The following is a 19,184-nucleotide window of genomic DNA, read 5'->3' on the forward strand; positions in this document are numbered from 1 at the left end:
GGGCGACCCGGCCGGGGGTGGATCGGTCGGCGTGCTGGACCCGCAGGGGCAGCCCCCGTCCGGCGGCACGAGCCGACCCGGCCCGACCCGGGGCGCCTCGTCCGGCGTCGGGCGGCGGGCTCGCGTACAGGGTTCGCTGGTCTTCGCGTTCGTCGCCGGGGTGACCCTGGTACCGGTCGGGATGCTGCTGTTCAACAGCCTCAACATCGCCCGCCCCGGCCAACCGGCACGGTACGGCTTCGCCAACTGGGAACAGGCGTTCAGCGATCCGACACTACGTGACGCGGCGTGGAACACGTTCCGGCTCGGCGTACCCCGGGTGCTCATCGGCCTGGTCATCGCCACCGTGCTGTCCTGGCTCATCGCCCGCACCGACATGCCCGGCGGCAAAGTGGCCGAGGTGCTGTTCTGGTTCGCCTTCTTCATCCCGTCGCTGTCGATGACCCTGGGCTGGATCCTGCTCGCCGATCCGACCAGCGGCGCGGTGAACCAGTTGCTGCGCCACCTGCCCGGCCTGTCCGGACGCACCGAGGGACCGCTCAACATCTACAGCTACTGGGGCATCATCTGGTCGCACCTGAGCGCGACCACGGTCCCGATCATGACGATCCTGCTGATCCCGTCCTTCCGCCGAATGAACACGGCACTGGAGGAGGCGGCGCAGGTCAGCGGTGCGAGCCGCTGGCGGACCGCGATCCGGATCACCGTACCGGTGATGCTGCCGACCTTGCTCGGCGCGGCGCTGCTGAGCTTCATCTACTCGCTCAAGGCGTTCGAGATCGAACTGCTGCTGGGCAGCCCGATCGGGCTCAACGTCTACTCGACCCAGATCTACGACTGGATCAGGGACAACCCGCCGTCGTACGGCATCGCGACCGCGCTCGGCGCGGTGTTCATCCCCGTCCTGATCCTGCTGGCGGTCGCCCAGCGGTACGGGGTCCGGCGGCGCAACTACGTCACCCTCGGCGGCCACACCTACTCCGACGAACCGGTCCGGCTCGGCCGGGTCGGGCGCTGGGTCGCCGCGTCGCTGGTCGGCCTCTACCTGCTCGTCACCGCGGTACTGCCGATCGCCGCGATCGTGGTCGGCTCCTTCATGCGGCGGTTCGGCTTCTTCGAACTGGACAACCCGTTCACCACCCGCCAGTGGACGGCGCTGTTCGACGACAACCTGTTCCTCTCCTCGATCGGCAACAGCCTGCTGATCGGGCTCGCCGCGACGCTTATCGGCATCGTGTTCTACTTCGCGGTCGCGTACGTCATCGTGCGCAGCAAGCTGCCGACCCGGGGCGGTGTCGACGTGATGGCCTGGCTGCCGGCGGCCATCCCCGGCATCCTGCTCGGCCTCGGCCTGCTCTGGCTCTACCTCGACACCCCGCTGCGGACCGTGCTGTACGGCAACCTGCTCGGCCTCACCATCGCCGTGGTGATCAGCCACATGTCGACCGGCACCCAGCAGATCAAGGTCGCCCTGATGCAGGTCAGCCCGGACCTGGAGGCGGCGGCCCGGATCAGCGGTGCCGGTGCGGTGCGGGCGAACTGGCGGATCCTGCTTCCACTCGCCGGACCCGCGGTGGCCGCGGCCGGCGTACTCACCTTCCACTCGGCGGTCAGCGACATCAGCACCGTCGTTCTTCTGTCCAGCAACAACTCCCGACCGCTGTCGGTCCTGCTGCTGGAGTACAGCACCAGCGGCGCGCTGGAACAGGCGGCGGCGGTGGGCGTGGTCATCAGCGCGTTGACCGTCACCGTCGCACTCATCGCCCGTGCCCTCACCGGGGGACGGCTGCGCCGGGGCCTCGGGCCCAGGTAGCGCCGTTCCCACCCCCACCCGATGACAACTCAGTGCCGGCTCTGCGTCCAGGGCCCGTTAAGAAAGTAGGCCGAACCATGACCCCAGGTCGGTGGAGAGCGCGAGTCATCGTCGCCGTTGTCGCCGTGTCGCTGACCGCCGCGTGCGGCGGTGGTGGCGGGAGCGACGACTCCGGTGCGGTCGCCAGCGGTGGCACCGGATGCATACCCGCCAGTGACCCGTTGGTGGCGGCGGCGCGGCAGGAGGGCACGGTTGTCATGTCCGGTCCGCCGGACGCGACGGTCCGCCAGAAGCTGCCCGCGGCCTTCGAGGAGGCGTACGGCGTTCCGGTGGACTACATCGGCACCGGTGGCAGCGACAACGCCGCCCGGCTGCGTTCCGAACGTCAGGCCGGGATCTACTCCCAGGACGTCTTCCTCGGTGGCGGCGAGACGATGGCGAACACGTACGCCGCCTCGAACTGGCTCGCCCCGCTGACCGACGTACTGCCCGCCGACATCCTCGCCGGCGATCAGTGGCGCGGCGGCAAGGTGCCGTTCGTGGACCCGAACAGCCGCATCCTGAAGATCAGCGAGTACGTCGCCCTTCCGTTGGTGATCAATACCGACCTGGTCAAGCCCGGTGAGATCTCCACCTGGAAGGACCTGCTCGACCCGAAGTGGCGCGGGAAGATCGCGATGATCGACCCCCGCCGGTCCGGCGGCGCGGTCTACAACGTCGGCATGTTCCTGGCCGACGCCGGCTACGGCGAGAGCTTCGTCCAGCAGCTCTACCACGACCAGCAGCCGGTCCTGCTCACCGAGTCCCGGCAGGGCGTGGACGACGTCGCCCGGGGCAAGTACCCGATCGGCATCGCCTTCGGTCAGGCCGACGTGGACACCGCGATGGCGGACAAGCTCCCGATCGAGGTGGTCGTGCCGGACCTGCTCCAGGTCACCAGCGGTTTCGGCTTCCTGGCGGTCGCCGACAAGATGCCCCACCCGAACGCCGGCAAGCTGCTCGCCTCCTGGCTCGCCTGCCAGGGCGGGAACGCGGTCTGGAACGACGCGTACGGCAGCATCAGCACCCGGACCGACGTGACCCCGGCCGCCGACACCCCCAAGTGGCAGATCCCCGACCCGGCGGTCACGTACTTCAACGCCAGCTCCTGGGAGTTCCTCTCCAGCGGCCGTAACGCCGCCACGGAGAAGGTCAAGAGCGTCATCGGCGCCGGCTGAGCGGCCGTGGTGCGGTGGGCGGCCGACTTTCCCCGCCCACCGCACCACGGGTGACCCGGACCCCCCATCCATCACCGCGCATTGTTCGAGGAGAACCCACGTGACCGACGCACCAGCCGACCTGCCGTCGATCAGACGCCCGACCGCGTACGACACCTGGCTGGTCGAGGAAGGGCTCACCGTCATCGCCGGTCTGTACATCGAGGATCTCAAGACGGTGGAACTCGGCGACTGGGCCCGCCGTGGCTGCCGGGCCGCCGTCGCCCGGCTCCAGGGCACCGAGGACGTCAACGACGCCCACATCATCGAGATCCCGGCCGGCGGCTCGATCGCCCCGGAACGCCATCTGTACGAGGAACTCGTCTACGTCGTCTCCGGGCGCGGTTCCACCTCGATCTGGAACTCCTCCGGCGCCCGGTCGACCTTCGAGTGGCAGGAGGGGAGCCTCTTCTCCGTACCGCTCAACGCCTGGAGTCAGCACTTCAACACCAGCGGCAGCCAGCCGGCCCGGTTCTACTCGGTGACCAGCGCACCGTTCATCATGCGGCTGTTCCACAACCGGGACTTCATCTACGGGTGCGACTTCGACTTCACCGACCGGTTCAATCCCGAGGCCGACTTCGCCGGCAACGGGACCGCGTACCAGAACCGGGTGTGGGAGACCAACTTCATCCCGGACGTGGCCAACATGGAGCTGAAGAGCTGGGACGCGCGCGGCACCGGCAGCAGCAACATCATGCTCGAACTCGCCGACAGCAGCATGTGCGGGCACATCTCGCAGTTCCCCGTCGGGATGTACAAGAAGGCCCACCGGCACAACGCCGGGGCACACGTGATCGTGATCAGCGGGGTCGGCTTCTCGCTGCTCTGGCCCGAGGATGAACCGTTGGAGCAGGTCCGCTGGCGGGCGGGGTCGGTCATCGTCCCGCCCGACCGCTGGTTCCACCAGCACTTCAACACCGGGTCGTCACCAGCGCGCTACCTGGCCCTGCGCTGGGGCAGCAAGAAGTACCCGGTGTTCAAGAACTTCCAGATCGACCGTCCGACCACCCAGGGCGGGGACCAGATCGAGTACGAGGACGAGGACCCGATGGTGCGCAAGCTGTTCGAGGACGAACTCGCGGCCAACGGCGCCACCAGCCGGATGGACTCCGTCCACGCCCGTCCGGGCCGTACGGCTCCCGGCGCCGGGTGACCCGGATCGAGGTGTGACGCGCGTGGCGTACCTGCGGAACAGGTTTGTCGACGAGTTCTTCGTGGCGACCGACGACGAGATCCTCCTGGTCGACTTCTGGAGCTTCCTCAACGCGGCCCAGGCCCGACTGGACTGGAGCCAGCTCTCCGACCGGGTCTGGGACTACCTGGAGGAGCTGGAGCGGGAGTTCGAACCGGTGCTGGAGGGACTGGTGCCGACCGCGCCCGGACCGTTCCTCGTCGAGTTGAGCCGCCGGTGGGCGGAACCGGACGAGCCGGAGGCCGGCACGGCGGCCGAGCGGTTGGCGGTACGCCACGAGGTCGCCGCGATGCTGGCCGAGGCGCTGGCGGTCAGGACGCGGCCGGACCCGACCCGGAATGTGAGGGTGACCGATGGTCACCGCAGTGTCGAGTAGAACTGGAGTAGGCCATGCTCAGTGCCGAGCAGAATGACTTCCTTTGCCGTGTCGGACCAGGCACTCCCGCAGGGGAGCTGTTGAGGCGGTACTGGCATCCGATCGCCGTGGCGGAGGACCTGTCCGCGCAGCGGCGCACCAAGCGGGTCCGGGTGCTCGGCGAGGACCTGGTCCTCTACCTCACCGACGACGACACGTACGCGCTGGTGCAGGAGCAGTGCGCGCACCGCCGGGTCTCGCTGTACTACGGCTTCGTCGAGGGTTGCGCGCTGCGGTGCCCGTACCACGGTTGGAAGTACGACCAGGACGGGCAGTGCCTGGAGCAGCCGTTCGAGCAGGACAACCGCCGCGCCCGCGAGCGGGTACGGATCGCCGCGTACCCGGTGCAGCGCTACCGGGGGCTGCTCTTCGCGTACCTCGGTCCCGGTGAACCGCCGATCCTGCCCCGGTGGGACGTGCTGGAACGCACCGACGGCGAACTGACCCTGTACGTCGAGGAAGACCTCCAGTGCAACTGGTTGCAGCCGATGGAGAACGCGGTCGACACCGTCCACACGTACTGGCTGCACGGCCACACCATGCACCTCAAGGGCATCGACAAGGGACAGTACTACTACCGGCCGATCGAGAAGTACTCGTTCGAGCTGGTCGACTGGGGCATCCTCAAGCGTCGGGTCTACCGCGACCGGGTCACCGACGAGTTGGAGGAGGAGCAGGGCCACCCGCTGGTCTTCCCGAACATCCTCCGGCTGCCGGAGGGGCCGAGGCAGGCGCTGCACTGGCGGGTACCGGTGGACGACGAGCGCACCATGCTCTTCCGCGCCGGCCTGCTCCCCGACCCGCCGGGGCAGGAGCGGGAACACACCGGGGAGCCGATCGTCGAGCGGATTCCCCGGGAGGTGACCCCGGACGGGGACCACGCGATGACGACCTTCTCCAGCCAGGACCGGATGGCGTGGGAGACCCAGGGCGCGATCTACGACCGGACGAAGGAGAACCTGGGCGCCGAGGACAAGGGCATCGCGATGTACCGGCGGTTGCTGCGCGAGCAGATCGGCACGGTGCAGTCGGGCGCCGACCCGATGGGCGTGATCAGGGATCCGGCGAAGGCGGTGGTCACCTTCGAGGTCTCCACCGGTCAGGCCCGGCCCGAGTTCACCCGGACCGCGAGCTGACCCCGCCGTGCGGAGCAGGGGAGATCTGCCGGACCCGGCGGTCGACCGCGACGAGCGGGTGGACGTCGCCCGGATCGCGGTCGCCTGCCGGGTGCTGGGCAAGCTCGACCTCACCCGGGAGCCGGCCGGGCACGTCAGCATGCGGGTCGACGCCGACCGGGTCCTGATCAAGTCCCGGGGCGCGGACGAGTCCGGGCTCAGGTTCGCCGGCGACGCCGACGTGGTCGCGGTCGACCTGGCCGGTCGCCGGCTCGACGGCGGCGGGTCGGCGGGCGTACCCAAGGAGGTGTTCCTGCATCTCGCGGTCTACCTCGCAAACCCCGACGTACGGGGGGTCGCGCACGTCCACCCGATGACCCCGGTACTGCTTACCATCTGCGACGTCCCGCTGCTGCCGCTGATCGGCGCGTACGACCCGCTCGCCCTGCGCCTGCTCAGCCGGGGAGTGCCGGTCTACCCGCGCAGCGTGCTCATCGCCACCCCGGAGCTCGGGGCACAGGTGGCCGAGTTGCTCGGCGACAGCGCCGCCTGCCTGCTGCGGGGGCACGGGGTGACCACGACCGGCGCCAGTCCGGAGGAGGCCGCGCTCAACGCCATCAAGGTCAACGAGATGGCGGAGCTGAGCTACCGGGCGCACCTGCTCGGTACGCCACAGCCGACCGCCCCGGCCGACATCGCCGCGATCGGCGAGGTCACCGCCGAGGTACGCCGGGGGCACGTGGAGTCGGCGTGGCGGTACTACTGCCGCCTGGTCGGCGAGACACCGGTGGGGCCGGCGGCCCCGCGATGACCGGCCACCACCACGATCACCACGAGCACGACGAGGTGACGATCGACCACGACGATCATCCGCTGCGCGAGCTGGACCAGATCGAGCTGACCACGGTCGGCGTCGACATCGGGTCGGCGACCTGCCAGGTGCTCTTCTCCCGGCTGCTGCTGCGGCGCCGGGCCCGTGACCTGTCGAGCCGGTACGAGGTGATCGGCCGGGAGGTCCGCTACCGGTCGCCGGTGACGCTCACCCCGTACGCGGAGGGTCTGCTCATCGACGAGCGGGCCGTGCGCGACCTGTTCCGGACCTGGCTGTCCGACGCGGGCCTGACCCGCGGGGACATCGACACCGGGGCGGTCATCCTGACCGGCGAGGCGACCCGGCGGCGCAACGCGCGTGCCCTGGCGGAACTGTTCGCCGCCGACAGCGGCGCCTTCGTCTGCGCCACGGCGGGACACCGGATGGAGGCGACCCTGGCCGCGTACGGGTCGGGTGCGGTGGACCGTTCCCGGCGCGACGGCAGCCGGGTGCTGAACATCGACATCGGCGGTGGGACCACCAAGTTCGCGGTGGTCGACGGGGCGGCGGTGGTGGCGACGGCCGCGTTGCACGTCGGCGGTCGGCTGGCCGCCGTGGACGACCGGCTGCGCCTGACCCGGCTGGAACCGGCGGGCCGGGAAATCGCGCGGCGCGCCGGCCTGGACTGGTCGCTGGGTTCCGGCGTCGGCCTCGACGATATGCGTCGGGTGGGGGAGTGGATGGCGGATGCCGTCGTCGCCGTCGCCCGGTCGGGGCGGCTGCCGGCGGAGGTGACGAACCTGCTGCTCACCGACCCGCTGCCGGACAGCGGGGGCTACGACGCCGTCCTGCTCTCCGGCGGTGTCTCGGAGTATGTCGCCGGGCGGGAGACCCGGTGGTTCGGGGACCTGGGCCAGTGTCTCGGTGAGGCGCTGCGCGAACGGGCGACGCGGCTTCCGGCCCCGCTGCTGCCGGTCGGCGGCGGCATCCGGGCCACCGTGCTCGGTGCGGCGCAGGAAACGGTGCAGATCAGCGGCAGCACCATCTACGTGAGCGACCCCGCGGTGCTGCCGCTGCGGAACCTTCCGGTGGTGCGCCCACCGGTGGATCTCGACGGCGGGATCGACCCGGCCGAGGTCGCCTCGACGATCGCCGCGCACCTGGCGCGACTGGACCCGGGCGTGACCGACGACGCGGCCTTCGCCTTCCGCTGGCACGGTCCGCCCGAGTACCGGCGGCTGGCCGCGTTCGTCGACGGGCTGAGCACCGCGCTCGAACACGCCGGACGTGCCGGACGGCCGCTGTGCCTGCTGCTGGACGGGGACATCGGACGAACCGTCGGCGCGATGCTGTGCGAGGACCGGGGGTGGCCGGGCGCGGTCGTGTCGATCGACTGCGTCGCGGTGACCGAGTTCGAGTACGTGGACGTCGGCAGCGTACGGCCGAAGACCGGCACGGTGCCCGTCTCGGTGCGGTCGCTGCTCTTCTGACCGACAGCCGACCGCAGCACCACGCGGACAACAACTATTCCACCCAGAGGAACTACAACTTCATCTGTTCTGCTATCAGGGCTAAATATCTAGGCTTGAGGTGTCCGACCGAGGGCACCACCGCCGGCTCGGAAACCGCCGGACGCTGTTCACCACGCTTCCACGACCGGACGCGTGCCATCCAGGAGGTTGATCAGCATCTTCATCGACATTCACGGGCATGTCAGCGCTCCGGCGCAGCTCTATGCCTACAAGGCTGGTCTGCTCTCGCATCGCGGCGCGCACGGACGAGGCGGCTCCGGGCTGGACGAACAACTGGTCCGGGACGCCCTCGACCAGCCGAGCAAGAACTTCGGCGGCATCTCGCACCGGCAGCACCTCGACGAGGCCGGCATCGACCTCCAGTTCATCTCGCCCCGACCGTTCCAGATGATGCACAGCGAGTCGCCGGCCAAGCTCGTCGAATGGTTCACCGCGGAAACCAACGACGCCATCGCCCTCGCCTGCGCCGTCGAGCCGCGCTTCCGGGGGGTGGCCGGACTGCCGCAGAGCATGGAACTCGAACCCGCACGCTGGACCGCCGAACTGCGGCGCTGCGTCAGCGAACTCGGCTTCGTCGGTGCGCTGCTCAACCCGGACCCGTACGAAGGGCTGCAACAGCCGCCGGGACTGGGGGACCGGTTCTGGTACCCGGTCTGGGAGGCGCTCTGCGAACTGGACGTGCCCGCGATCATCCACTCCGCCGGATGCCGTCCACCGGCCCGGGAGAGCTACTCGCTGCACTTCGTCCAGGAGGAGACGCTCGCCGTCACCGGCCTGCTCCAGTCCCCGGTGCTGACCGACTTCCCCGACCTCAAGATCGTCGTATCGCACGGCGGCGGGGCGGTGCCGTACCAGAAGGGGCGCTTCTACCCGGGCGCGCTGCGGCAGGGCACGACGTTCGAGGAGAAACTCCGCTCGCTCTACTACGACACCTGCCTCTACACCCGCGACTCGATCGAGTTCCTGATCCGTACCGTCGGCGTCGACCGGTGCCTGTTCGGCACCGAGAAACCCGGCACCGGGTCCGTACGCGACCCCTCGACCGGCCGCTGGATCGACGACATCCACCTGCTCATCCAGGACATCGACTGGCTCGACGACGCCGACCGGTCCCAACTGTTCGAGACCAACGCGCGGCAGCTCTTCCGGCTGGAAAGTTGAGGACACCATGGCTCGACTGACTCTGGGCGTGGGCACCTCCCACGGCCCGTTGTTGAACACCCCGCCCGAGCAGTGGGACCTGCGGGCGCGGGCCGACCGGGCGAACCCGGCCCTGGCGTACCGGGGCGGCGACTACACCTTCGACGAGCTGCTCGCCGCCCGCGCACCCGGCTTCGCCGCCGAGTGTGAACTGCCCGAGCGGAAGCGTCGCTACGACGCCAGCCGGGCCGCCATCGACGCCGTCGGTAAGACCCTGCGTACCGCCGACGTCGACGTCCTCGTCGTGGTCAGCAGCGACCACAAGGAGGTCTTCGGCGACGAGATGCTGCCGCAGTTCGCCTTCTTCTGGGGCGAGCAGATGCGCCACGAACCGTTCACCGAAGCCGACCTGGCCGCCATGCCGCCGGGTCTGGCGCTGGCCGAGGTCGCCAACGTACCCGCCACCAGCACCGTCCGCCGGGGCCATCCCGACCTGGCCCTGCACCTCATCCGGGAAACCTCCACCGCAGGCTTCGACCCCTGCGCGTCCAGGGAACTGCCCGCCGGCCGGTACGGCAACCACGGCATCCCGCACGGCTGGGGCTTCGTCTACCAGCAACTACTCGGCGGCGAGAGCGATCTTCCGGTGGTGCCGCTGTTCGTCAACACCTTCTGGGAGCCCAACCCACCGTCGGCTGCCCGCTGCTTCGACTTCGGGATGGCGCTCGGCAAGGCCATCGCCAGCTTCCCGGCAGACCTGCGCGTCGGCGTGGTGGCCTCCGGCGGGCTGAGCCACTTCGTCGTCGACGAGGCGCTCGACCGGGCATTCCTGCGGGCGCTGGCCGAGCGCGACGCGGCGTACCTGCGCGGCATCCCGAACAACCTGCTCCGCTCCGGCACCTCCGAACTTCGCAACTGGATCGTGGTCGCCGGCGCGCTGCACCAGCGCGACCTGGCCGCCGAGGTGGTGGCGTACGAGCCCTGTTACCGCTCCGAGGCGGGAACCGGCTGCGCCGCCGCGTTCGTCACCTGGGCGCCGCCGGCGGTGCCACGGTGAGCACCGCAGCCCCGGACCGCTCACCGGTCGAACAGTCCATACTGGTTGACCGGCTGCGCCAGCTCGACACCTGCGCGATCTCCGACGCCCTGGACACCCTCGGGATCAGCGGCGTACCACTCGGGCCACGGCCGGTATGGCCGGTCCGCCACGTGGTCGCCGGCCTCGTCCGTACGGTGCAGGCCGGCCCCCGACGCTCCGACGGGCCGGCCGACCACATCGCCGCCGCGGCGGTCGACCGCTCCGGTCCGCTGCACGTCCTGGTGGTCGCGAACGAGGGTCGAACCGATGTCTCCTGCTGGGGCGGCATCCTCTCCCGCGCGGCAGCGAACCGTTCGATCGCGGGTGTTGTCGTCGACGGCGCGTGCCGCGACGCGGGCGAGAGTGAAGCCCTGGACTTCCCCGTGTTCGCCCGCGCGGTGGTGCCGGTGAGCGCCCGCGGCCGGGTGGTCCAACTGTCCATGGACGAACCGGTCACCTTCGGGGACCTGCGGGTGGAGTCCGGCGACTACGTCATCGCCGACGTGAACGGCGTCGCCTTCGTACCCGGGGCGTACGCCGACCTGGTCATCGACCTGGCGGAGCGCATCGTCGCCCGTGAGACCGACATGGCCGCCGCCGTGGACGACGGTCGCCCGGTCAGCACGGTCATGCACGACTCCCAGTTCCCCACCCTGGAAAGCGACCGACCGTGAGCGAACTCGACCACCCGCTGTCCCGGTTCTCCACCGCCACTCTCTCCGACGGCCTGGACCGGCTCGGCCGCCCCGGCAGCCTGCTCGGGCTCTCCCCACTGTTCCCGACGGCCGCACTGTTCGGGCGAGCCTTCACCGTCCGGTACGTCAACGCGGGCACACCGGCAGGCACCGTGGGGGACTACCTCGACGAGGTGGAACCCGGCCAGGTCGTGGTGCTGGACAATGCCGGCCGGACCGACTGCACCGTCTGGGGCGACATCCTCACCGCGATGGCACACCATCGCGGGGTTGGCGGGACCGTCATCGACGGGGTCTGCCGGGACGTCGCCCGCGCCGTCGACCTGGCCTACCCGATCTACAGCCGGGGGCGGTTCATGCGTACCGGCAAGGACCGGGTGGAGGTGTCCGACACCGGCCGTCCGGTGTCGGTCGGCGGGGTCCAGGTCGCGCCCGGCCAACTGGTCTCGGCCGACGCGGACGGCGTCGTGGTGATCCCCGTCGACGTCGAGGACGACCTGGTCGACATCTGCACGAGGATCAACGAACGGGAGCAGGCCATTCTCTCCGACGTTCTCGCCGGAAAGTCGCTCGCCGGCGCACGCGCCGAACACAACTACCACCTCCTGCAACGACGGGAACAGTCATGACAACGGCGCTGGACGACCGGGACCGCGACGAACTGCTGCGGATGGGCACGGCCACCCTGTACGAGGCCGTCAGGCGGGACTGCTTTCTGCCGCACCGACTCCGGCCAGCCTGGCCCGGTGCCGTCCTGGCCGGGCGGGCGCTACCGGTCTGGGCCGCCCCGGCCGACAATCTCGCCCTGCACGCCGCGCTGGAAACGGCCCAGCCGGGGGACGTACTGGTGGTCGACGGGCACCAACGCGCGTGCGGCTACTGGGGGGAGATCCTCGCGGTGGCCGCGATGGCCCGGGGTGTCGTCGGCCTCGTCATCGACGGTGGTATCCGGGACGTGGCCCGCCTGGCCCAACTGGGCTTCCCCGCCTTCAGCGCCTCGATCGCGATCCAGACGACGGTCAAGCAGGACGCCGGCAGGATCGGCCAGCCGCTCGAACTCGGCGGTGTGACCATCCACCGCGGGGACGTGGTGGTCGCCGACGGCGACGGGGTGATCAGCCTGCCGGCCGGGGACCTGAACCAGGTGCTCGACGCGGCCCGTGCCCGCGACCGTGCGGAGGCCGGCTACCTGGAGCGCATCGGGGCCGGTGAGTCGACGCTCGACATATACGGGTTCCGCCGGCTGCTCGGTCCCGGCTGAGCGGCCAGCGGGCACGGGTTCGGTATCGGTGAGCGAGAAAGGGCGTGCGGTGTCGTGACCGGTTTTCTTGGAATGGACGTGGCGGATCCGGTCCCGCCGCCGCCCAGCGATCCGCTTTCCGCGATGGAACTCCTGGTCACCGGGGTCAGTTGGGAGGCAGACGGGGTCGTGTCGATCCGGCTCGCGGATCCCGACGGAGCGACGCTGCCGCCCTGGCAGCCGGGCGCGCACCTCGACGTAAGACTGCCCAGCGGCACTGTCCGTCAGTACTCCCTGTGCGGCGACCCGGCGGACAGCCGGTCGTACCGGATCGCGGTGCTCCGCGAACAGGAGGGGCGCGGGGGCTCGCGGGAGGTGCACGACACCGCACTGGTTGGCCGGTCGGTGCAGGTACGCGGCCCACGTAACCACTTCGTACTCCTGCCGGCACCGAACTACGTGTTCGTGGCCGGCGGGATCGGGATCACCCCGATCCTGTCCATGGTGCGTGCCGTGGCGTCAGAGGGCGGGCGATGGTCGCTCCACTACGGTGGACGGAGCCGGCGGAGCATGGCGTTCGTCCAGGAACTACGGACGCTGGGCACCGACGACAACCTGCACCTGCTGCCACAGGACGAGCATGGTCTGATGCCATTGGCCGACATCATCGACAACAGCCCGCCCGGCAGCGCCGTCTACTGCTGCGGACCGGAGGCCATGCTCCAGGCCGTGAGCGAGGTGTGTGGCGACCTCGGCCGTTCTGCCGACCTTCACCTGGAACGGTTCGGGCGCGACGCCGGCTCGTCGCTCCCGGTCGATTCGGCCGCGAACCACACGTTCGAGGTGGAACTGCACAGGTCGGGAGTTGTCCGATCGGTGCCACCGGACCGGACCCTTCTGGACGTGGTGCTCGACGTGGTGCCCGACGCCGCCTTCTCCTGCACGGAGGGATACTGCGGATCCTGCGAGACCCGGGTGCTGGCCGGCGTACCGGAGCATCGCGACCAGGTGCTTTCGGCTGCCGAGCGGGAACGGGGTGAGGTGATGATGATCTGCGTCGGCCGGTCCCGCTCCGACCGGCTGGTCCTCGACCTCTGAGCCTCCGCGCCCATCCCCGGGCTCGAGGCCTCGAGTCGCCGGGCGTGCGGCATTCCCGTGGCTCGTTGCGTGGGGATCGCCGCCGGTCGTGACCCGGAGGCCCGGACCTGCTGGCCGCGCTGATGCGTACCTCGGGCCTGGGACAGCAGGTACGCCCTGGACCGGAAGTTCCGGTCGTCGGGCGGAGCCGGTGCGATTCGATCGCCCCGAACGTGGAGCACCGCCGTCTCCGCCAGACGATCATGCCCCTCGTAGAACCGGGCACGATCTGCCGGGGCGCTTGGAGCATCCTTTGGGGAGGCGTCGGAGCCGCCGGAGGAACTGGCGCATGAGTGTGTCGGCGCGCGGGAGACCTACGGCGACCGACGCTACGTCGAACGCTTTGAAGAGGTCCAGTCCCTGTAGAAGTCGAACGCGATCGCCTCGGGCGCGGTTGCCAGGTCGGGGCCGGTGGCGTATCGGTTGCAGTTGTCGAGCATGATCCAAGAAGCGCCCACATCGATGAGGCGGTGCTCGCCGCAGTCAGGGAGGTGCTCGGCAGCCCGTCGGTGTACCCCCAGACAACAATTCGTTCACAAGTTCGAACAATGCATCGCCGCGTGCGTTCAGGCAGTGGTTCAACTCGGCCCGGAACCCGGTTAGCCGCCCGAAAGCATTGACCGGGTTCCACGCCGGGCGCAACGAATCGATAGTTGGAACGGCACCTGAGAATGCTGACGAAGGCTCTCCCACAGTTCCAACGAGACCGATGATTTTGTCAAACCTTCATGGACGCGGCGCTGATACCGGCCTTCATTCACGCTCGAAGGCGATGTCCAGCCGCTCCAGTCCGTGGACGAGATTGGTTCCCCACCTCGGTTCTTCTCGCAATATGATGCGGCGCACCTGCGGGAGAAGCGATTCGAGTATGGTGTGGATCTCGCGATGGGCCAGGATCTTTCCGACGCAATGGTGCGCGCCGTGACCGAAGGCCATGTTCTGCGAAGGTTCACGGGTGATGTTGAACGCATCGGGGTCCGGGAAATTCCGTTCGTCACGATTCGCTGAGCCGTACATGATGAGAACACGGGTTCCTTCGGGGACGGTCACCGTCCCCACGTCGGTAGGTCGCGTCGTCATTCGGGTGAAATGCCGGATGGGTGAGTGCAGACGTAGCGCCTCAGCGATCGCGTCTGGGATGCGTGACGGGTCCTCGCGCAGCAGCTTCCACTGCTCGGGATGACGAGCGAAGAGGTATAGGACGCTCGTCAACGCTTGGATGGTGGTCTCGACACCTGGGAACATGTAGATGCCCAGGTCCTCGATCTTCTCGCCGATCGCTTGTTCGGTCGCTCCCGCTGGTACTCGCTGCACAGCGAACTGTGCGGCGCGGGAGCCGATGGTGGCGAACGCCTCAAGACCCTCACGTTGCCGGTCAGACGCCGGTCCGAAGAGATTGTTGGCGGTCGCGGACAGGCTGGGCAGGTCGGCGACGGCCGACTCGGGCAGTTCGAGCAAGCTACCGACGAGGGAAGCGACGTAGGGGCCGGCAAGCTCGCCGACGGCGTCGATCTCTTCGCGGGCGAGTGCTTGTGTGACGGCCGCCTCGGCAGTGCTCCGAATAAGGTCTGACCGCGCAGCGACGCGCCGGGGAGTCAGGTCACGAGAGATCCGCTCCCGCATGGCCGCAAGCTGCGGCGGGTCGGTACCCAGTACGCCACGGGCGACCACGGCGTTGACCTCCGGCTCGACCGCCGCGCCAGAAGCCGAGGAGAAGGCGCGCCAATTTGCCAGAGCAGACTTCACCTCGGCGAATCGGGGGATGGCAACCATATCGTAGCGATCGAGCCAGACCGCCGGCCCGGCATCCCGTAACTCCGTGTAGGTCCTGAACGGGCTTCTCAGCACATCGTCGGACCAGGGGTCGACAGGGCTATGTGGCCCGTCAAAGGCGGGCGCGGATACTCCGGTCATGACATCAAGCCTCTCTCGGAAGACGTGGCAAGTGGGCTGAGCTGATACTCAGGTCTGGACGATCGCGGCTTATGCGTCTCACCATTGACCAGCGCGCATAGGGCCGGGATCTGCTCGGCGTAGTGCCCGCCGAGCCCCTGGAGAAAGGAGATCACCCGCCGTATGAACCGGAAGGCGTCGGTCCAGTGGGGGTAGTGGGTGACGGTAGGCGAAGTTTCGACGACCGCACCGGGGATGCGGCTGCGCAGCCAGATGGGGTAACCGTCAGCCACGGGCGGGCCGTGCAGCGACGGTTACGGAATGCGCTGCTGCGTCGGCACCACGTTTTCCATGAACGCTGTTCAGTTCCTGCCGGTTGAGATCGAGCAGCGGAGCCCACACTCCGTGTAGGACATTTCCGTGCACGTCGCTGGCCGTTGTCGGCGGATCGTACGGTGCCACGCGCGGCGACCCTCCGTGGCCGCGCAGATCGACGCGGACCGTGCGGAAGTGCTTGGCGAACGGCACCCGGTCCCAGAGATGGCGGTCCTCGGTCGTGACTGGATGGCGAAGAGAAGGGGTCCGGTGCCGTCGGCGTCATGGGCGATGGGCGAGGGCCAGCGCTCGCCGTCTTGCGTCCACTCGGTGAATCGCAGCGCTCGTAGGGTCACCACCCCATTGTTTGCACGCTCCGGTGCCGGCAACAGTGACGGTACGTCACGTCTCGGGCGTGACACGGCGCCACTGTCGGGTGGCTGCGGCGGCTGGTGGCATGGAGGCAAGCGCCAGGCACGGTGCAGACAGTCTCGATTCGGCAGAAACGTGTGAAGGAGTCGGCAACGTGAGCAGAAGGACGAGCATCACGTCCCGCCCCGGCAAGGGCCGCCCGCCACTACGGCGACTCGGTTTCGCGAGTATCGCCCTGGTGGCCTGTGTGGTTCCGGTCGTGGCGTGCACATCCGGCGAGGAAGAGAATCCGGATCCGGGCAAGAGCGCGGCCAGCGCCGCACTGGAGCGGTACTACACCCAGAAGCTGGAGTGGAAGGGCTGTACCGAGTTTGCCACCAGTCCACGTGAGGCGGAGATCCTCGGGAAGGCTCCGGCCGAGTGCGCGTGGCTGAGTGTGCCGCTGGACTACGACGCCCCTCAGGGCACCGCCACCACCGTCGCGGTCCTGCGCTTCGCCGCCCGGGGAGAGTCGCAGGGCTCGTTGCTGTTCAACCCCGGAGGTCCGGGTGGCTCCGGCGTCCTGGGTGGTCTGGGCGTCGCGGCTCAACTGACGAAGAGCCGCATCACCGAGCGGTTCGACGTGGTCGGTTTCGACCCGCGTGGTGTCGGCGCTACGAGGCCTGCGGCCGATTGCTACACCGAGGGTGGCACGAGCCGGGGCGACGAGGTGTTCCCGCTGTTGAGCATGACCGCCTCGCTGACGGAGGAGGACACCCGGGCGGTGTTCGACCGCTGTGCGGAGGGTTCCGGGGGTGTGGAGGCGCTGACGCAGATGGGTTCGCGTACGACCGCTCGTGACATGGACGTGCTGCGGGCAGCGCTCGGTGAGGAGAAGTTGACGTTCCTCGGTCAGAGCTACGGCACCCGGCTGGGAGCGGTGTACGCGGAGCAGTTCCCGCAGCGGGTGCGGGCGATGGTCCTCGACGGCGCGTTCGATCCGAACCTGGGGACGGTCGAGCGCCGGCTGTCGGCGTACGGGGTTTTCAGCGGGCCTTCGAGGTGATGGCCGCCGCGTGTGCGGAGCAGGCGGACTGCCCGTTGGGGACCGATCCGAAGGCGTGGACGTCGACGTTCCGTTCGATCGTCGCGCCGCTTCGGGAGAAGCCGGTGCCCGCGCTGGACCAGGAGCTCGATTTCGACGAGGCGCTCGGCGGGGTGATGGCGGGCCTGTACGGCCCGGACAAGTGGCCCGCGATCGTGAGTGGTCTGACGGAGGTGCGGCAGGGGCGTGGTGACACGCTGCTGAAGCTGACGTTCGACTTCGAAGGTGGTGAGCCCGGTTCCGTGGTCAACGGCAACGCCATCGAGGCGATGTTCGCGATCAACTGCATGGACGAGCAACGCCTCACCCCGCAGGACGCCACCCGGCTACGCGTGAAGACCTACGAGATCGCGCCCTTCATGAACCCCGGCGGAGATCCCGCGGCGGGCGCACGCGACGGATGCGAGTTCTGGCCGGCGCAGCCGACGCTCGGCATCCCGTACGCGCAGAACGTCCAGGGTCTGCCGAACACCCTGGTCATTTCGATCACCGGTGACGCCACCACCCCACACCAGGGTGCCGTCAGCCTCGCCGACACCCTGGGCAGCGCCCTGCTGACCGTCGAGGGGGAGGGACACACCATCGTCTCCTCCGGAAAGAACGAGTGCGTCGACACCGTCGCCGCGGACTACCTCATCGACCTCAAGCTGCCGGCCACCATGCCCACCTGCTCCATCTGAACCGCCAGTACGGCGACCCAACTCCCGGCGTTACGGCGATCGAGACGAGCGCGGGAGGGAGACGACATGGCCTGGAGTACACGAAGCCTGTCCGGGCTCGACAACTCGACGATCCACATCGACACACGCAGTTCCGCGACGAGGACGTGATGGGGGACCCGCGGCGGTGCGGAACTGCCAGGGATACCCCTGATCGAGACATGACTATCTGAGGAGAAGTCCGTACATGAATACCATTTCGCACGCAACCTCCGCATCGTCGACGAGTCCGTGCCGTCTCGGCCGAGGTCGAGGCCACACCCGCACAGGTCGCCCTGGCCTGGCTTCTCGCCCCGGGTGACGACATCGCGCCCATCCCGGGCACCACGCGGATCGCTCGAATGAGGGAGAACACCGCCGCGGACGGCGTCACGCTCACCGCCGACCATGTTGCCCGCCTGAACAGCCTGCCCCCGGCCTCCGGTGATCGCTTCGACGAGGACAACATGGCCGCGATCGACCGCTGATCAAAGACGCGATGGTCCGGCGTGCCAAGCAGGCACCCTGACCACTGGCGACGGCACAGGATGATCCGGCGGCCCAGCCGTCGAAGAGAAAGGTGCGACCGATGACCCAGCACTCCGAAGAACCCTTCGTAGACGACGCAACCGGCACGTCCGGTCCGGCGAAGCGGACCGAGGCCCCGACCCTGGCGGAGGATCTCCTGCTCCTCCTGTTCCAGCCGAACTCCGGCCTCCGGTCGGGCACCGGAACCATCGCCGGAGAGAACACGCTCTTCTACACCCTGGCCGGAGCCGTTCTCGCGGATCTCGCGCTCGGCGACCACGTACGAACCGGCTCCGGTCGGGGCGGGACGAATCGGGTGGAGGCCGTCGAGAATCACCCTCCCTCGGATGACATCCTGCGCTCAGCGTGGGACTACCTCTCCGCCAAGCCCCGAAACGTACAGACGGTGCTCGCGGCGATCGGGCCGACACTGCGTAGCCCACTGCTGGAAAGACTCATCGAACGTGGCGACATTCGCCGGGGAACCCGTAAGGCGCTCGGTCTGTTCCGCACGACCGTCCTTGAGGACGGCGGGACCGGGCGTCGATCACGCCTCCTCACCGACGTCCGCGACGTGCTCGTCGAGGGTGCCGAGCCGCAGCCACGTGTCGCTGCGCTCGCGGCGCTGCTCTCGGGAAGCGGCACGTTGCCCCAGTTTCACCGCGAGATCCCCTGGACCTCCCCTGTGATCAGCCGCGCCAAGGAACTCGAGGCGGGTAACTGGGGAGCCGGTGCTGCCGCCGAAGCGGTCGCCCGAACCGTCACAGCGACCATAGTCAACAACGCCGTCATCGCCACGGCCGCGCTTCCCCAGAACTAAGGATCGATCTCACCAGGCTGTGCGGCGTCGAAGCTCGCGGTAGCCGA

The 19,184-nt window shown here is 69.0% G+C and carries 18 protein-coding genes; 17 read left to right on the top strand and 1 reads right to left on the bottom strand.

Annotated elements, in window-relative coordinates; translation table 11 throughout:
• Positions 1 to 31: 31 nt before the first annotated feature.
• The 13 genes from ACWEFB_RS21490 to ACWEFB_RS21550 all read left to right on the top strand — a co-directional run bounded on the left by ACWEFB_RS21490 (position 32) and on the right by ACWEFB_RS21550 (position 13,388).
• Positions 32 to 1,813: an ABC transporter permease gene (locus tag ACWEFB_RS21490; protein WP_452287868.1), complete on the top strand. Its 1,782-nt coding sequence runs from the start codon at positions 32 to 34 to the stop codon at positions 1,811 to 1,813.
• A gap of 77 nt (positions 1,814 to 1,890) precedes the next feature.
• On the top strand, positions 1,891 to 3,030 hold the full coding sequence (locus ACWEFB_RS21495) for an ABC transporter substrate-binding protein (protein ID WP_452287870.1): 1,140 nt from the start codon (positions 1,891 to 1,893) through the stop codon (positions 3,028 to 3,030).
• A gap of 100 nt (positions 3,031 to 3,130) precedes the next feature.
• Positions 3,131 to 4,225 (top strand): cupin domain-containing protein, encoded by a 1,095-nt coding sequence (locus tag ACWEFB_RS21500; protein WP_452287872.1) that lies wholly within the window; start codon positions 3,131 to 3,133, stop codon positions 4,223 to 4,225.
• 22 nt (positions 4,226 to 4,247) lie between these two features.
• Positions 4,248 to 4,640, top strand: a complete 393-nt coding sequence (locus ACWEFB_RS21505) for a hypothetical protein (protein WP_452287874.1) — start codon at positions 4,248 to 4,250, stop codon at positions 4,638 to 4,640.
• An 80-nt stretch (positions 4,641 to 4,720) separates the two neighbouring features.
• Positions 4,721 to 5,815 (top strand): Rieske 2Fe-2S domain-containing protein, encoded by a 1,095-nt coding sequence (locus ACWEFB_RS21510; protein ID WP_452287876.1) that lies wholly within the window; start codon positions 4,721 to 4,723, stop codon positions 5,813 to 5,815.
• Between the two features lie 7 nt (positions 5,816 to 5,822).
• Entirely contained in the window at positions 5,823 to 6,605 is a 783-nt protein-coding gene (locus ACWEFB_RS21515; RefSeq protein ID WP_452287878.1) for a class II aldolase/adducin family protein, read from the top strand.
• Positions 6,545 to 8,095 (top strand): ethanolamine ammonia-lyase reactivating factor EutA, encoded by a 1,551-nt coding sequence (locus tag ACWEFB_RS21520; RefSeq protein WP_452287880.1) that lies wholly within the window; start codon positions 6,545 to 6,547, stop codon positions 8,093 to 8,095. Before ACWEFB_RS21515 ends, ACWEFB_RS21520 begins: the two co-directional genes overlap by 61 nt.
• Before the next feature lie 174 nt (positions 8,096 to 8,269).
• The gene (locus ACWEFB_RS21525; protein ID WP_452287882.1) at positions 8,270 to 9,298 is read left to right on the top strand and encodes an amidohydrolase family protein; all 1,029 of its coding nucleotides are present in this window, start codon (positions 8,270 to 8,272) and stop codon (positions 9,296 to 9,298) included.
• Between the two features lie 7 nt (positions 9,299 to 9,305).
• Positions 9,306 to 10,334: a DODA-type extradiol aromatic ring-opening family dioxygenase gene (locus ACWEFB_RS21530; protein WP_452287884.1), complete on the top strand. Its 1,029-nt coding sequence runs from the start codon at positions 9,306 to 9,308 to the stop codon at positions 10,332 to 10,334.
• Positions 10,331 to 11,029 carry an RraA family protein gene (locus tag ACWEFB_RS21535; RefSeq protein WP_452287886.1) on the top strand — a complete coding sequence of 233 codons (699 nt, stop codon included), beginning with the start codon at positions 10,331 to 10,333 and terminating at the stop codon, positions 11,027 to 11,029. The genes ACWEFB_RS21530 and ACWEFB_RS21535 overlap by 4 nt, the downstream gene beginning before the upstream one ends.
• Positions 11,026 to 11,679 (top strand): RraA family protein, encoded by a 654-nt coding sequence (locus ACWEFB_RS21540; RefSeq protein WP_452287888.1) that lies wholly within the window; start codon positions 11,026 to 11,028, stop codon positions 11,677 to 11,679. The genes ACWEFB_RS21535 and ACWEFB_RS21540 overlap by 4 nt, the downstream gene beginning before the upstream one ends.
• Positions 11,676 to 12,311, top strand: coding sequence for a 4-carboxy-4-hydroxy-2-oxoadipate aldolase/oxaloacetate decarboxylase (locus ACWEFB_RS21545; RefSeq protein WP_452287890.1), 636 nt, complete (start codon positions 11,676 to 11,678; stop codon positions 12,309 to 12,311). The genes ACWEFB_RS21540 and ACWEFB_RS21545 overlap by 4 nt, the downstream gene beginning before the upstream one ends.
• Positions 12,312 to 12,365: 54 nt before the next feature.
• Positions 12,366 to 13,388 (top strand): PDR/VanB family oxidoreductase, encoded by a 1,023-nt coding sequence (locus ACWEFB_RS21550; protein WP_452287892.1) that lies wholly within the window; start codon positions 12,366 to 12,368, stop codon positions 13,386 to 13,388.
• 792 nt (positions 13,389 to 14,180) lie between these two features.
• On the opposite strand, the gene ACWEFB_RS21555 is transcribed toward ACWEFB_RS21550, so the two are convergent.
• On the bottom strand, positions 14,181 to 15,341 hold the full coding sequence (locus ACWEFB_RS21555) for a cytochrome P450 (RefSeq protein WP_452287894.1): 1,161 nt from the start codon (positions 15,339 to 15,341) through the stop codon (positions 14,181 to 14,183).
• A gap of 820 nt (positions 15,342 to 16,161) precedes the next feature.
• Here ACWEFB_RS21555 and ACWEFB_RS21560 point away from each other — a divergent pair.
• From ACWEFB_RS21560 to ACWEFB_RS21575, 4 genes are all read left to right on the top strand, one after another.
• Positions 16,162 to 17,052 (top strand): alpha/beta fold hydrolase, encoded by an 891-nt coding sequence (locus ACWEFB_RS21560; RefSeq protein WP_452287896.1) that lies wholly within the window; start codon positions 16,162 to 16,164, stop codon positions 17,050 to 17,052.
• Positions 17,052 to 17,771 carry an alpha/beta hydrolase gene (locus ACWEFB_RS21565; protein ID WP_452287898.1) on the top strand — a complete coding sequence of 240 codons (720 nt, stop codon included), beginning with the start codon at positions 17,052 to 17,054 and terminating at the stop codon, positions 17,769 to 17,771. The genes ACWEFB_RS21560 and ACWEFB_RS21565 overlap by 1 nt, the downstream gene beginning before the upstream one ends.
• 314 nt (positions 17,772 to 18,085) lie before the next feature.
• Positions 18,086 to 18,277 carry a hypothetical protein gene (locus tag ACWEFB_RS21570; RefSeq protein WP_452288032.1) on the top strand — a complete coding sequence of 64 codons (192 nt, stop codon included), beginning with the start codon at positions 18,086 to 18,088 and terminating at the stop codon, positions 18,275 to 18,277.
• Between the two features lie 101 nt (positions 18,278 to 18,378).
• Positions 18,379 to 19,137, top strand: a complete 759-nt coding sequence (locus ACWEFB_RS21575) for a GOLPH3/VPS74 family protein (protein ID WP_452287900.1) — start codon at positions 18,379 to 18,381, stop codon at positions 19,135 to 19,137.
• The last annotated feature ends 47 nt before the right edge of the window (positions 19,138 to 19,184 follow it).

The organism is Micromonospora sp. NPDC004704, assembly GCF_053601675.1.